At 68.0% G+C, this 12,615-nt stretch carries 12 protein-coding genes, 1 tRNA gene and 1 pseudogene; 11 read left to right on the top strand and 3 right to left on the bottom strand.

Annotated elements, in window-relative coordinates:
• From BW949_RS17455 to BW949_RS14185, 8 genes and pseudogenes are all read left to right on the top strand, one after another.
• Positions 1–91 (top strand): annotated as a pseudogene (locus BW949_RS17455) (DUF4198 domain-containing protein); the annotation flags it as partial.
• A 79-nt stretch (positions 92–170) separates the two neighbouring features.
• On the top strand, positions 171–569 hold the full coding sequence (locus BW949_RS14215; RefSeq protein WP_083947784.1) for a FeoA family protein: 399 nt from the start codon (positions 171–173) through the stop codon (positions 567–569).
• Positions 562–3,033 (top strand): ferrous iron transport protein B, encoded by a 2,472-nt coding sequence (gene feoB / locus BW949_RS14210; protein ID WP_076367238.1) that lies wholly within the window; start codon positions 562–564, stop codon positions 3,031–3,033. Before BW949_RS14215 ends, feoB begins: the two co-directional genes overlap by 8 nt.
• Positions 3,030–3,308, top strand: coding sequence for a hypothetical protein (locus BW949_RS14205; RefSeq protein ID WP_076367236.1), 279 nt, complete (start codon positions 3,030–3,032; stop codon positions 3,306–3,308). The genes feoB and BW949_RS14205 overlap by 4 nt, the downstream gene beginning before the upstream one ends.
• 36 nt (positions 3,309–3,344) lie before the next feature.
• A complete protein-coding gene (locus tag BW949_RS14200) occupies positions 3,345–3,611 on the top strand; it encodes a hypothetical protein (protein WP_076367234.1) in 267 nt (88 codons plus the stop codon).
• Between the two features lie 105 nt (positions 3,612–3,716).
• A complete protein-coding gene (locus BW949_RS14195) occupies positions 3,717–4,376 on the top strand; it encodes a phage major capsid protein (RefSeq protein ID WP_235816316.1) in 660 nt (219 codons plus the stop codon).
• A 1-nt stretch (position 4,377) separates the two neighbouring features.
• On the top strand, positions 4,378–4,935 hold the full coding sequence (locus BW949_RS14190) for an HK97 family phage prohead protease (RefSeq protein WP_076367230.1): 558 nt from the start codon (positions 4,378–4,380) through the stop codon (positions 4,933–4,935).
• The gene (locus BW949_RS14185) at positions 4,922–6,106 is read left to right on the top strand and encodes a phage portal protein (protein WP_076367228.1); all 1,185 of its coding nucleotides are present in this window, start codon (positions 4,922–4,924) and stop codon (positions 6,104–6,106) included. Before BW949_RS14190 ends, BW949_RS14185 begins: the two co-directional genes overlap by 14 nt.
• A 411-nt stretch (positions 6,107–6,517) precedes the next feature.
• On the opposite strand, the gene BW949_RS14175 is transcribed toward BW949_RS14185, so the two are convergent.
• Together BW949_RS14175 and BW949_RS14170 are read right to left on the bottom strand one after the other, a co-directional pair.
• Positions 6,518–6,592 (bottom strand) — tRNA-Asn (locus tag BW949_RS14175).
• A 70-nt stretch (positions 6,593–6,662) separates the two neighbouring features.
• The gene (locus BW949_RS14170; protein ID WP_076367224.1) at positions 6,663–7,562 is read right to left on the bottom strand and encodes an MBL fold metallo-hydrolase; all 900 of its coding nucleotides are present in this window, start codon (positions 7,560–7,562) and stop codon (positions 6,663–6,665) included.
• Between the two features lie 39 nt (positions 7,563–7,601).
• On the opposite strand from BW949_RS14170, the gene BW949_RS14165 reads away from it, so the two are divergent.
• Positions 7,602–8,942 carry an ATP-binding protein gene (locus BW949_RS14165; protein WP_076367222.1) on the top strand — a complete coding sequence of 447 codons (1,341 nt, stop codon included), beginning with the start codon at positions 7,602–7,604 and terminating at the stop codon, positions 8,940–8,942.
• Between the two features lie 66 nt (positions 8,943–9,008).
• Here BW949_RS14165 and BW949_RS17080 read toward each other — a convergent pair whose 3' ends face one another.
• Entirely contained in the window at positions 9,009–9,176 is a 168-nt protein-coding gene (locus tag BW949_RS17080) for a hypothetical protein (RefSeq protein ID WP_159440071.1), read from the bottom strand.
• Between the two features lie 322 nt (positions 9,177–9,498).
• On the opposite strand from BW949_RS17080, the gene lon reads away from it, so the two are divergent.
• Positions 9,499–11,901, top strand: a complete 2,403-nt coding sequence (lon, locus tag BW949_RS14160; RefSeq protein ID WP_076367220.1) for an endopeptidase La — start codon at positions 9,499–9,501, stop codon at positions 11,899–11,901.
• Positions 11,902–12,062: 161 nt separating this feature from the next.
• Positions 12,063–12,614 (top strand): HU family DNA-binding protein, encoded by a 552-nt coding sequence (locus BW949_RS16575; RefSeq protein ID WP_083947782.1) that lies wholly within the window; start codon positions 12,063–12,065, stop codon positions 12,612–12,614.
• The last annotated feature ends 1 nt before the right edge of the window (position 12,615 follow it).

Raw genomic sequence — 12,615 nt, 5'->3', positions numbered from 1 at the left:
CGCGCTCGGATCCGGTCCCGCAACCGAGCATGAGGGCAAGGAACTGTCCCAGGATGCCGTGATCTGGATCACCGCAGCCGACATGGAGTGACGCCGCCCGCACGGGCGCAAGGACTGGCGCGCCGGGGCGGGGTCTCGCCCCGGCGCATGGCATCGAAAGGACGCGCAGGATGTTCAGGAGGCAACTCGGCCGCGCTGGCGGCGGTTTCGGTCGTGACGATGCGGGCGGGGGGCCGGACGGTGTGGGCCGGGGCCGTGGTGGTCTTGGGCTCGGGGGGCTGGGACGAGGGGCGCGGGCCACCTGCGCGCCGGGCTGCGCAGACCCCGACGAATGCCGTTTCTGCGGCACGCTCCGCGACGCCCCCATCGGAACCGTCTGTCGCATCCTGCGCCTGAAGGGCGGCGGTGCGATCCGGCGGCGCCTGCTCGACCTGGGGCTTCGCCCCGACCGCGAGGTGATCGTGCTGCGCTCGGCGCCCCTTTATGACCCGATCGAATTGCGCGTGGGCGACAGCTTCATCGTCCTGCGCCGCCGCGAGGCCGCACAGATCGACATCGAACATGTCTGAGCCCCGTCTGATCGCGCTGGCCGGCCAGCAGAACGCCGGCAAGTCCACGCTGTTCAACCTTCTGACCGGCCTGCACCAGCATATCGCCAATTACCCCGGCGTGACGGTCGACAAGAAATCCGGTCTCTATACGCATGCGGGCCAGCGGCTGCGGGTGCTGGACCTGCCCGGCTGCTATTCGCTCAGCTCGTTCTCGCCCGAGGAAAGGGTGACCCGTCAGGCGCTGCTGGAGGACCGCCCGGATGTGGTCGTCAATGTGCTCGATGCGTCGAACCTGCGCCGGTCTCTGGTCCTGACGCTGCAACTTCTGGAGTTGGGCCGCCCCATGGTGGTGGCGCTGAACATGACGGACGTGGCGGCGCGCAACGGTCTTCGAATTGACCCGCAGGCGCTGGAACGCGCGCTGGGGGTGCCGGTGGTGGCGCTGGTCGGGCGCAAGGGCCAGGGCGCCGAGGCGCTGCGCGAGGCCATCGCGCATGCCGCCCGTCCCGGCACGCCGCCGCACTATGGTGCGCTCGACCCGCTGATCGCGGAGCTGACGGCGGATCTGGCGCGCATCCCCGCGGTGTCCGATCTGCCCGCCCGCTGGCTGGCGACCACCCTTCTGGAAGAAGACCCCGAGGCCGCGCAGATCCTGCGGGCGCGGGGTGTCGATCCCGCGCCGTTCGAGGCCCGTTGCGCGGCGTCGGCAGAAGACGCGCCGCATGGCCTTGCCGATCAGCTTTTCGCGGCGCGCGACGCGCAGGCTGCGCAACTGGCGCAGACGGCGGCCGTTCCCACCCGCGACGATCACGTGCCGCTGTCCGAAAGGATCGACCGGCTGGTTCTGAACCGGCTTCTGGCGCCGGTGATCCTGGTGGCGACGGTCTGGGCGATCTATCAGCTGTCGATCGTGCAGGGCTATGAGCTGACCAAGATCACCTGGCCCTTCCTGGCCGGCATGCGGATGTTCGTGGCCGATCTTCTGCCCGATGCGGGCTTTCTGGCCGATCCGCAGATCCGCGCATTGGGTCTGTGGCTGGTCGACAGCGCCAATACGCTGCTCAATTACGTGCCGATCTTCCTGATCCTGTTCGCGCTGATCGCCATCATCGAGGATTCGGGCTACATGGCCCGGATCGCCTTCATCCTGGACCGGGTGTTGCATCGCTTCGGCCTGCACGGGCAATCGACGCTGCCATTCATCCTGGCCGGGGTTTTTGCCGGTGGCTGCGCCGTGCCCGGTGTCATGGCGACCAAGGGCATTCCCGATGCCCGCGCGCGCATGGCGACGATCCTGACGGTTCCCTACATGAACTGCATGGCGAAGATCCCGCTCTATACGTTGTTGATCAACATATATTTTCCCGAATCCAAGGGGCTGATGCTGTTCTATCTGGCCACCTTCACGATGCTGGCGGCGCTGCTGGTCGCGCGGCTTCTCACCGGGACCGTCCTGCGCGGCTATGACACCGCGCCCTTCGTGATGGACCTGCCGGCCTATCACGTCCCCACCATCACCGGCGTTCTGCGCCGCGCCTTCGACCGCACCTGGCTCTACATCAAGAAGGTCGGCACGGTGGTGATGGCGATCGCCGTGGTGATCTATGTGCTTTTGCAATTCCCCGGCGTTCCCGAAACCCGCCAGGCGAGCTATGACGCCCGTGCCGAAGCCGCGATCGCGCAGTTCTACGACACGCTCCAGGGTAACCCCAACCTGGCCGCCGTGCCCGATCAGGCGGCGCTGGTCGATCTGGTCAATGTCTATACCGACTACAAGGCCGCGCGCCTGAACGCGCAGAGCCGCGCGGCGGTCGAGGCCCTGGATGCCGGGATCCGCGCCGCGCATCCCGATTTCGCGCCCTTCGTGCTGCGCGCGCGCGCCGCCGAGGACAAGGCCGCGGCCCGCGCGCTGCGGACGCTGGCCAACGCTCGCAGCGCGTTGCGCGGCGAGATGCGCAAGGACCGGATCGAAAGCAGCTTTCTGGGCATGGTCGGGCGCAGCCTCGAGCCGGTGACGCAATTCGCCGACTTCGACTGGAAGATCAACGTCGCACTTCTGGCGTCCTTTGCGGCGCGGGAAAGCTCGGTGTCGACGCTGGGCGTTCTCTTCGATCAGGACGAGGGCCAGAACGTGACCCTGGAAGAACGTATGGGCGCCGAGCAGAAGGCCGGCGGGCGCACGGCGCTGTCGGCCGTGGCGCTGATGCTGTTCTTCGCGCTCTATCCGCCCTGCCTTGCCACGGTGATCATGGTGCGGGTGCAGACCGACAGCTACGCCTGGATGGGGTTCTCGATCGTCTTCCCGACGATCCTGGGGCTGGGTGTGGCCAGTGCCGTCTTTACCCTGGGCTCGATGTTCGATCTGACCGGGCTCGAGGCGATGACGGCGGTCTATGTCACCGCGCTTGTGCTCTTGCTGCTGGTGGCGCTGCCCAAGCCCTGGCGCCGCGCCGCGATCCAGCCGACGGGAGAGACCCCATGACCGAAGCCCCCACCCCCCCCGCGACGCCGGCGATCGACATCGCGGGGGAAACGGCGATGTCGGGCGCAGATCTGGCGGTGGTCGGGGCCGTGACCCTGCTCGCGCTGGCGTTCCTGTTCCGCCGCCGCCTGTTTCGGCGAAATCGCGCAACGCCCCTCGCACCGGCCTGTTCGGGCTGTGCCGGCTGCGGCGGAAGCTGCCCCAGCGCCGCAACATACGATTTCCGCGCGCCCGACCCCGCCGCGCCCGAACCCCCGAGAGAGGGAGACCGCTGACGAGATCGGCCAGGCCTTGGCGCGTTGCTAGGGGGCATGAAGGCCCGCCGTGCCGGTGGCCTTGTCGAGTTGTCCCGAAAGGCTCGTTGCGACTTGTTGGAGGGCACGCAGAGGCTGACCTTTGACGCGGCGCAAGAAGCCCTCAAACTGGAACTTGAGGAAAAGCCCGTGCCGCACGTCGAGCCGGACGAACAAATCATCGCGACCTGCGAATGCGGATCATACAGGGCTGACTGCGTGTCGAACTGGCGGGCGATGGTCGCGCGGATGTGCCGCACGTCTAGGCGGCGCAGCTACCACTAAACTTCATGCCGCTGATTGCGATGGGCCACGGTCGCCCGGATAAACTGCGCAGCCACAAATACGAAGTTTCGCCCCGTCGCATCTGGCATGTCCCAAGCTGCGCCGATGTCAGAATCAACCCGTGGTTTGCCGCGTTCCTTACGTGACCAACATACTTTCCGACAAACTGTAGTTTCCTCGGCAGATGGCCTTGCTGTTGCAGCTTGTCGAGCTTTCGCGGAAGCCGAGGGCGCGGCCTTCATCAGCGGCAACGGCACGAACAAGCCGACGGGCTTCCTCGCCGTGACGCCCGAGGCCGCCGACGACGCGACGCGCACCGCCGGTGCGCTGCAATTCGTCGAGACGGCGGCCGCCGGTGTGATCGTCGCCGACGATCTCATCAACCTCGTTTACAAGCTGCGGGCGGGCTACCGGGCGAACGGCACCTTCGTCATGAACTCGACGACGGCCGCCGTCGTGCACAAGCTCAAGGACGCCGAAGGCCGGTTCATGTGGGCCGACTCTCTGGCGGCTGGCCAGCCTGCGCGGCTTCTCGGCTACCCCGTCGTGATCGCCGAAGACATGCCCTCGATCGCCGTGGGTGCCTTCCCGATCGCGTTCGGCGACTTCCGCGCGGGCTACACGATCGCGGATCGCACGGGCGTTCGCCTGATCCGCGACGAGGTGACTCGCAAGGGCTACACGGGCTTCTACCTCTCGAAGCGCGTGGGCGGGATCGTCACCGACGACGCCGCGATCAAGCTCATGAAGATCAAGGCCGCGTAACATGGAAGGGCACGCCGACATAGAGCGGCGTGCCCTCGAACTCCGCGCCGTTGAAGGCGGCCGGATCGAGGGTTACGCCGCCGTCTTCAACTCGCCCTCGCACGATCTCGGCGGCTTCGTCGAGACGATCGCGCCGGGGGCTTTCGCCGCCTCGCTCAAGCGGGGCGACGACGTTCTCGCGCTCTTCCACCACGACACGCGCGCCGTGCTCGGCCGCTCCAAGGCGGGCACGCTGCGCCTCAAGGAAGACGGCAAGGGCCTCTTCTTCGCTCTGGACGTGGCGAACACCTCGGCCGGGCGCGACGTTCTGGAAAGCGTCGGGCGCGGCGATATCACCGGCGCGAGCTTCGGCTTCCGGGCGATCCGCGATCGCTGGAACCATGCCACCAAGCCCGCGACGCGCGAGCTTCTCGAAGTCGAGCTTCTCGACGTGACCATCACCCCGAGCCCGGCCTATCCGGCAACCGTCGTCGCGCGTCGCTCGCTCGACGTGGCCGACGAAGCCCGCCGCCGTGCGCTCTATCTCGATCACCTGCGAGGCTATCATGGGATTCGCTGACCTCTTCCGCCGCCGCCACGTCGAGACGCGCTCGGCCGCGTCCAACGAGACGCTCGCGGCTCTCGGCGCGCATTGGCTCGGCACGCCGTCGGGCAAGTATCCGGCCGAGCAACTCGCCGTCACCGCTGCGTGCGTTGGCGTGATCTCGGGACAACTGGCGGGCCTTCCGGTGCGCCTCTACCGCTTCGAGGGCGACGAGCGCCACGAGGCCGCCGGGCACCCGTTCGCCCGCCTCGTGCGGCGCGGGCCGAACCCGTGGCAGTCGTGGCCCGACTTCGTGGAATGGCTGGCGGCCTCGGCGCTTCTGCATGGCAACGGGCTCGCCGAAGTCGTCACCGATCGTGCGGGCCGCGTCGTCGAGCTTCGCCCGATCCGGTGGGGCCTCGTCCGCGTCGAACTCGTCAATCCCGGGCGCGTGATCTACCACGTAACCGGCGACGACCTCTCCGCGCCTATGGGCACGACGCGGCGGCTCTTGCCTTCCGAGGTGCTCCATCTGCGCGCCCGCACCGACGACGGCGTGATAGGGGTTTCCCCCCTTCGCCGGGCCTTCGCGGCGGCCGAGAGCGCCGTCGAGATCGACGCGCACGCGCGCTCGCTTTGGAAGAACGCCGATCGGCCGTCGGGTGTGCTCATGCACGAGAAGAACCTCTCCGAAGGCGCGGCGAAGCGGCTCAAGGAGTCGTTCATGGCGCGCTTCGGCGGTGTCAACCGTGGCGCACCCGCCGTGCTCGAAGAGGGACTCAAGTTCGAGCCCTTCCCGACGATCTCGCCGGAAGACGCCGAGATTCTCGCCGCCCGCCGGTTCTCGACGGAAGAGATCGCCCGGGCGTTCGGCGTGCCCGCGCCGCTTGTCGGCATCCTCGATCACGCGAGCTTCACGAACTCCGAGACGCTCTTGCGGCACTTCGCGCAAAGCACCTTGGCGCATTGGGCGCGGAAGCTCGAAACGGAACTCTCGCGCTCCATCCTGACCGACGCCGAGCGCGAACGCCACGAGATCGACGTTGACCTCTCCGGGCTTCTGCGCGGCGATCACGCGGCCCGGTGGGCGGCGCACAAGATCGCGATCGAGGCGGGCGTGCTCACGGTGGACGAGGTGCGCGAGGTGGAAGGCTGGTCGCCGCGCGGCGAGCCCGCCGCCTCGGCCGCGAGCGAGGGCATGGCGTGAGAGCCGCGCACCGCGCCATAGCCGAGGCGCTCGCGCTTCCCGTCGAAGACGTGGCGGCCGTGCACGAGGCGCTCGTCGCAGCGGGTTACGCGAGCCGCAAGCGCGGTGCCATGCCCTTGCAGACGGTAGCGTTGATCCGGCGGCTCGGGCGCGAGGGCATGAACGCCCGCCAGATTGGCGAGCTTGTCGGCTACTCGCGATCGGCGTGCGACTCGGTGCTGCGCGGGGCGACTCACCGGCCGGTGACGGGCGGAAGGCACGCAAGGCACGGATAGGGCGAGAGCCCGAGAACCACGAAAGGCCGCCGCACCCCGGCGGCCTTTTTCGTTACCCCAAACGTTACCCCGAGCACGCTTCAAAGCGCACCCCGAGCGGGGCGCTTTCACATCTACCTGATTTTCTTGGGATTTTTGGCTCCGGCGGTAGGGATCGAACCTACGACCAATTGATTAACAGTCAACTGCTCTACCGCTGAGCTACGCCGGAACACGCGGGCTGTATAGCGTTCCGTCTCGGGCGCGTCCAGAGGGGGAATGCGGATTTTTTTGCCTTCCTGTCACAAATTTTCGAGCCGGGTGAAACGGGTTTCGGGGGCGGGGTCTCCGGCGGCGCGGATCTGATCTTTCTCTTCAAGATCAAGGAGGTGCGCGAGAACGTTGCGGGTAGCCGCGCCCATCAGCGCAGCCGGCGTGTCGGTGTAGATGCGGCGTGCCAGATCCTCGGCGCTGGCGGGGCCGTCTGCCAGCGCGGCCAGGATCTGCGCGGTGCGCGTCTGCCGGTGCGCGCGCAACTCGGCGATGCGGGCGGTGGGGGCCTCGACCGGGTCGCCGTGACCGGGAAAGAGACGCGGACTGGTCAGCGCCTCGAGCCGGTCGAGCGCGGTGAAATAGGCCGAGAGATCGCCATCGGGCGGCGAGATCAGCGTCGAGGCCCAGCCCATCACGTGATCGCCGCTGAAGGTGCCGACCGCGCTTTCGAAGCACAGATGATTCGAGAAATGCCCCGGCGTGTGCAGCGCGCGCAGCCACCAGCCCGGCCCTTCGATGCGCGCGCCGCAGGGCAGGCAGATGTCGGGGCGAAAGCCCGTGTCGACGCCCTCGCCGCCGCCGATGCGCGTGCCCAGGGCGGCCATGCGCGGGGATCGGCCGGCCTCGGGCGGGCCGAAGGCATGGACCTGTGCGCCGGTCGCGCGCGCCAGCGGCCCGGCCAGCGGCGAATGGTCGAGATGGGCATGGGTCACGAAGATATGGCTGACGCTTTCGCCGGGCGCCAGCGCGGCCAGGATCGCGGCCAGATGGTGCGGGTCGTCGGGGCCGGGGTCGATCACCGCCACCGCGCCTTCGCCCAGGATATAGGTGTTCGTGCCATGCAGCGTCATCGGCCCCGGATTGGGTGCCAGGACCACGCGCAGGCCGGGGGCCAGCCACCGCGGCGCGCCGGGACGGGGAGGGGACATTGACTTTCCTCGTTCGCTCTTCGCGTCTAGAGTGACGCCATGACATTCAGCTGGCTCAAACGCATGATGCCGCGCGGGCTTTATGGGCGGGCCGCGCTGATCCTGATCCTGCCGATCTTTTCGCTTCAGCTTGTCGTGTCGGTCGTGTTTCTGCAACGCCACTTCGAGGGGGTGACGCGGCAGATGACGGCGGTGATGCTGCGCGAGATGCGTTTTCTCGACACCGTGGTGCAGAAGGCCGACACGCCGGGCGAGGCGCGCATCCGGCTGCGCATGGTGGCCGATCCGCTGAACCTGGGGGTGGCGCTGGCCGGGGATGCGCCGCCGCCGCCCGAGGGGCCCGATCCGCGCGCCTTCTACGATTTCTCGGGCCGGGTGGTCATTGCCACGCTGCGCGGCGGTCTTGGCGGCGTGTCGCGGGTGGATTTGTCGGACGAACGGCGCGTGCGGCTGTGGATCGAGACGCGCCACGGGCCGATGTTCGTGACCTTTCCGCGGGCGCGGGTGTCGGCGTCGAACCCGCATCAGCTTCTGGTTCTGATGGTTTTCACCGGGCTGCTGATGACGGTCATCGCCTATCTGTTCCTGCGCAACCAGCTGCGGCCCATCCGCCGGCTGGCGCGGGCGGCGCAGGATTACGGCCGCGGGCGGGTGGTGCCCTATCGCCCTGCCGGCGCGACCGAGGTGCGCGCGGCGGGGTCGGCCTTCGTCGAGATGCGCGGCCGGATCGAGCGGCAATCCGAACAGCGCCGGCTGATGCTGTCGGGGATCAGCCATGACCTGCGCACCCCGCTCACGCGGATTCGTCTGGGGCTGTCGATGCTGCCCGGCGACGAGGATGTCGCTGCGCTGGAAAAGGATGTGGACGAGATGGGGCGGATGATCGACGCCTTTCTCGCCTTTGCGCGCGACGACAATGCCGACGAGCCGGCGCTGGATGTCGTGCCGGCGGACTGGCTGGGCGGGATCGTCGAGGACGCCCGGCGTGCGGGTCAGGCGGTGCGGCTGATCGTCGAGCCGGGGGCGGCGGACGGGGATCTTGTGACGCTGCGCCCGCAGGCCTTGCGCCGCGCGGTCGAGAACCTTCTGGGCAATGCCGTGCGCTATGGCACCCAGGCCGAGGTGACGCTGACGGTCGGGGCGCGGATGCTGAAGATCGCGGTCGAGGATGACGGCCCCGGCATTCCGCCCGAGCGGCGCGAGGAGGCGCTGCGGCCCTTCACCCGGCTGGATCCTGCGCGCAATCAGAACCGCGGGCAGGGGGTCGGGCTGGGGCTGGCCATTGCCGCCGAGATCCTGCGCAGCCACGGCGGCACGCTGCGTCTGACCGACGGTCTGAGGCTGCGCGGCCTGCGCGTCGAACTCACGCTGCCGCGGTGAACCGGGCGCGCGTCGATCCCGCGCCCGCGGCCCGAATGCCCCTTGGGGCCGTCAGGGCGCCAACAGTCAGAGCGCCACCAGCAGGTAGATGACACCGCCCCAGAAGCCCAGGCCGGCGACGGCGGCAGGCAGGATCCACCAGCCGGCGGACATGGCTTGCCCCGCCGCGGCGGGGCGGGCGGGCTGCGCGCGCCGGGACGGCAGATCTGCGGTCTTGATCGGAACCACACTCATGGCGATATCCCCCTGTTCGTGGCGCCGGGCGCGCAAACGCGCCGTGCCACCCGTGACCCGAGAGTGCGGCTCACACCTTAAAGAATAGCTAACAAGCGACTGGGGCGTCTTTGCGTCAAGACAAGGGCAGATAGAATTGTAACGATTTTCCGAACTCCGTGCCATTTCCGCCAGATGCACGGCGCTTTCGGGTGAATGCCCGAGGGGGCAGGATGGGCGGACGGTTGAACCCGCTTCGCGGCGGCCCTAGATTGGGGGCTTGACCGGGGTGCGCCAGGTTGCCGCGTCTGGGACCGGGTGCGCCTGCCACAAAGGATCTGACATGAACGAACTCTCCGCCTCCTACCCGGTGCTGCCGCTGCGCGACATCGTGGTCTTCCCCCACATGATCGTTCCCCTGTTCGTCGGACGCGAGAAATCCGTCCGCGCGCTCGAGGAAGTCATGGGCGAGGAGCGCGAGATCCTGCTGGCCAGCCAGATCGACCCGGCCGAGGACGACCCCGATCGGGAGGGGATCTACCGCGTCGGCGTCCTGGCCAACGTGCTGCAATTGCTCAAGCTGCCCGACGGCACGGTCAAGGTGCTGGTCGAAGGGCGCGCGCGCGTGCGCATCGCCGAATATCTTGAAAACGAAAGCTTCTTCGAGGCCCGTGCCGAGCTTCTGGACGAAACCGCCGGCGACGAGGATACGATCAAGGCGCTGCTGCGCTCGGTCGCCGAGGAATTCGAACGCTATGCCAAGATCAAGAAGAACATCCCCGAGGAGGCCCTGAGCGCCATCTCGGAAACCCGCGAGGCCGACCGCCTGGGGGATCTGGTCTCGGGGCATCTGGGCATCGAGGTCGCGCAGAAGCAGGAGCTTCTGGAAACCCTCGACGTCGCCGAGCGGCTGGAACGCGTCTACGGCCTGATGCAGGGCGAGATGAGCGTCCTTCAGGTCGAGCGCAAGATCAAGTCGCGCGTCAAGTCGCAGATGGAGCGCACCCAGCGCGAATATTACCTCAACGAACAGATGAAGGCGATCCAGCGCGAGCTGGGCGACGGCGAGGACGGCCAGTCCGAGCTGAACGAGCTGGAAGAGCGCATCAAGAAGACCAAGCTGTCGAAGGAAGCGCGCGAGAAGGCCGAGGCCGAGCTGAAGAAGCTGCGCTCGATGAGCCCGATGTCGGCCGAGGCCACCGTGGTGCGCAATTATCTCGACTGGATCCTGGCGCTTCCCTGGGGCGTCAAGAGCCGGGTCAAGAAGGATCTGTTTGCCGCCGAGAAGGTGCTCGACGACGATCATTACGGCCTTGAGAAGGTCAAGGAACGCATCGTCGAATATCTGGCCGTGCAGGCGCGTTCGACCAAGCTCAAGGGCCCGATCCTGTGCCTTGTCGGTCCGCCCGGCGTCGGCAAGACCTCGCTCGGGCGGTCGGTGGCGCGCGCCACCGGGCGCGAGTTCATCCGCATCAGCCTGGGCGGCGTGCGCGACGAATCGGAAATCCGCGGCCACCGGCGCACCTATATCGGCTCGATGCCGGGCAAGATCATCCAGGCGCTGAAGAAGGCCAAGACCACCAACCCGCTGATCCTGCTCGACGAAATCGACAAGATGGGTCAGGATTTCCGCGGCGACCCGGCCAGCGCGATGCTCGAGGTGCTGGATCCCGAACAGAACGCGACCTTCGTCGATCATTACCTCGAGGTGGAATATGACCTCTCGAACGTGATGTTCCTGACCACGGCCAACAGCTACAACATGCCCGGCCCGCTTCTGGACCGGATGGAGATCATCAGCCTGGCCGGCTACACCGAGGACGAGAAGCGCGAGATTGCCAAGCAGCACCTGATCCCCAAGCAGGTCAAGTCGCATGGTCTCAAGAAGGGTGAATTTGCCCTGACCGATCCCGCGCTGACCGACGTGATCCGCTATTACACGCGCGAGGCCGGGGTGCGGAACCTCGAGCGCGAGATCGCCAAGCTGGCGCGCAAGGCGGTGACCGAGATCGTCAAGGGCAAGACCCGCGAGGTCGAGGTGACGCCCGAAAGCCTCGAGGATTTCCTGGGCGTGCGGCGCCACCGCTATGGCTTGGCCGAGAAGGAAGATCAGGTGGGCGTGGTCACCGGGCTGGCCTGGACCAGCGTCGGCGGCGACCTTCTGCAGATCGAGGCGCTCAAGCTGCCCGGCAAGGGCCGGATGAAGACCACCGGCAAGCTGGGCGACGTGATGAAGGAATCGATCGAGGCGGCGTCAAGCTTCGTGCGCTCGGTCGCGCCCGACATCGGGGTCAAGCCGCCCAAGTTCGAGAAGGTGGACATCCACGTCCACGTTCCCGAAGGCGCCACGCCCAAGGACGGCCCCAGCGCGGGCATCGCCATGGTGACCTCGATCGTGTCGGTGCTGACCGGCATCCCGGTGCGCAAGGACATCGCCATGACCGGCGAAGTCACGTTGCGCGGCAATGTGCTGCCGATCGGGGGCTTGAAGGAAAAGCTTCTGGCGGCGCTGCGCGGCGGCATCAAGACCGTGCTGATCCCCGAGGAAAACGCCAAGGATCTGCCCGAGATCCCCGATAACGTGAAGGCGGGGCTCGAGATCATTCCCGTGGCCCATGTCCGCGAGGTGCTGGCGCGCGCGCTGGTGCGGGCGCCCGAGCCCGTCGAATGGGACGAGGAGGCGGAGGAAGCCGCCCTGGTCTCGGGCGAGAATGGCGCGGGCGAGGGAACCGCGCTGGCACACTGAGATCTGATCGCATTCCCGATCCTGGCGCCGGCCCGCCTTCAGGCGTGGCCGGCACTGTGCGTTGCCCGCCCCCACCCGCCGCATCGCGGCAGTGGATTCGGGCCCGCCGTGGGGCTAGTCTTCGGGGGATGATGCGCAGGGAAACCGACAAGGGAGCCGGAATGAGCAAATCCCGCAAGCAGACCGCCGGGCATGGCAAGGCCGAAGCCGACGGCCCGGCCCGCAAGGACACCGCCGCTGCCGAGGCCACGGCGCCCGAGGCCGCTGTCTCGGAAGAGGTGGCGCCCGAAACCACGGCGCCGCCCGAGCCCGGCCCCGCGGCCTCGGGCGTGCTGCCCACGCTGGCCTCGGACGGGCCCCGGCCCGGTCTGGCCATCGGCGGTGGCATCACGCTGGTGGGGCAGGGGGGCGGGGCCGATCTGTCCGTGCCCGAACCCTCCGAGGTGACGATGTTGCGCATGAAGGACATCGTGGACCGGGTCGTGGCGCAGACCGGCCAGAAGAAGCGCGACGTGAAGCCCCTGGCCGAGGCGGTTCTGGAGGTTCTGGGGGCCGCGCTGGCCGCCGGGGACGAGGTCAACCTGCCCGGTCTGGGCAAGATGCGTGTCAGCCGCCGCCAGGCCAAGCCCGACGGCGAGATGCTGACGCTCAAGCTGCGGCGCAAGGCCGGGGCCGGGCCGTCGGAGGGGGCCGACGACGACGCGGAAGAATAGC

It is taken from the genome of Phaeovulum vinaykumarii, from assembly GCF_900156695.1.
In the GTDB taxonomy this organism is placed as follows: domain Bacteria; phylum Pseudomonadota; class Alphaproteobacteria; order Rhodobacterales; family Rhodobacteraceae; genus Bieblia_A; species Bieblia_A vinaykumarii.
Note: the sequence above shows the minus strand (reverse complement) of the source record. Positions and strands in the feature narration are given on the sequence as shown.

What these genes read in the sequence shown, in the direction of transcription:
- BW949_RS14170 (WP_076367224.1), bottom strand. Translation starts at nt 7,562, where the DNA reads ATGTCCCCTCCCCGTCCCGGCGCGCCGCGGTGGCTGGCCCCCGGCCTG.
- BW949_RS14185 (WP_076367228.1), top strand. Translation starts at nt 4,922, where the DNA reads ATGGGATTCGCTGACCTCTTCCGCCGCCGCCACGTCGAGACGCGCTCG.
- BW949_RS14200 (WP_076367234.1), top strand. Translation starts at nt 3,345, where the DNA reads ATGAAGGCCCGCCGTGCCGGTGGCCTTGTCGAGTTGTCCCGAAAGGCT.
- BW949_RS14165 (WP_076367222.1), top strand. Translation starts at nt 7,602, where the DNA reads ATGACATTCAGCTGGCTCAAACGCATGATGCCGCGCGGGCTTTATGGG.
- BW949_RS16575 (WP_083947782.1), top strand. Translation starts at nt 12,063, where the DNA reads ATGAGCAAATCCCGCAAGCAGACCGCCGGGCATGGCAAGGCCGAAGCC.
- feoB (WP_076367238.1), top strand. Translation starts at nt 562, where the DNA reads ATGTCTGAGCCCCGTCTGATCGCGCTGGCCGGCCAGCAGAACGCCGGC.
- BW949_RS14190 (WP_076367230.1), top strand. Translation starts at nt 4,378, where the DNA reads ATGGAAGGGCACGCCGACATAGAGCGGCGTGCCCTCGAACTCCGCGCC.
- lon (WP_076367220.1), top strand. Translation starts at nt 9,499, where the DNA reads ATGAACGAACTCTCCGCCTCCTACCCGGTGCTGCCGCTGCGCGACATC.
- BW949_RS14195 (WP_235816316.1), top strand. Translation starts at nt 3,717, where the DNA reads ATGTCAGAATCAACCCGTGGTTTGCCGCGTTCCTTACGTGACCAACAT.
- BW949_RS14205 (WP_076367236.1), top strand. Translation starts at nt 3,030, where the DNA reads ATGACCGAAGCCCCCACCCCCCCCGCGACGCCGGCGATCGACATCGCG.
- BW949_RS14215 (WP_083947784.1), top strand. Translation starts at nt 171, where the DNA reads ATGTTCAGGAGGCAACTCGGCCGCGCTGGCGGCGGTTTCGGTCGTGAC.
- BW949_RS17080 (WP_159440071.1), bottom strand. Translation starts at nt 9,176, where the DNA reads ATGAGTGTGGTTCCGATCAAGACCGCAGATCTGCCGTCCCGGCGCGCG.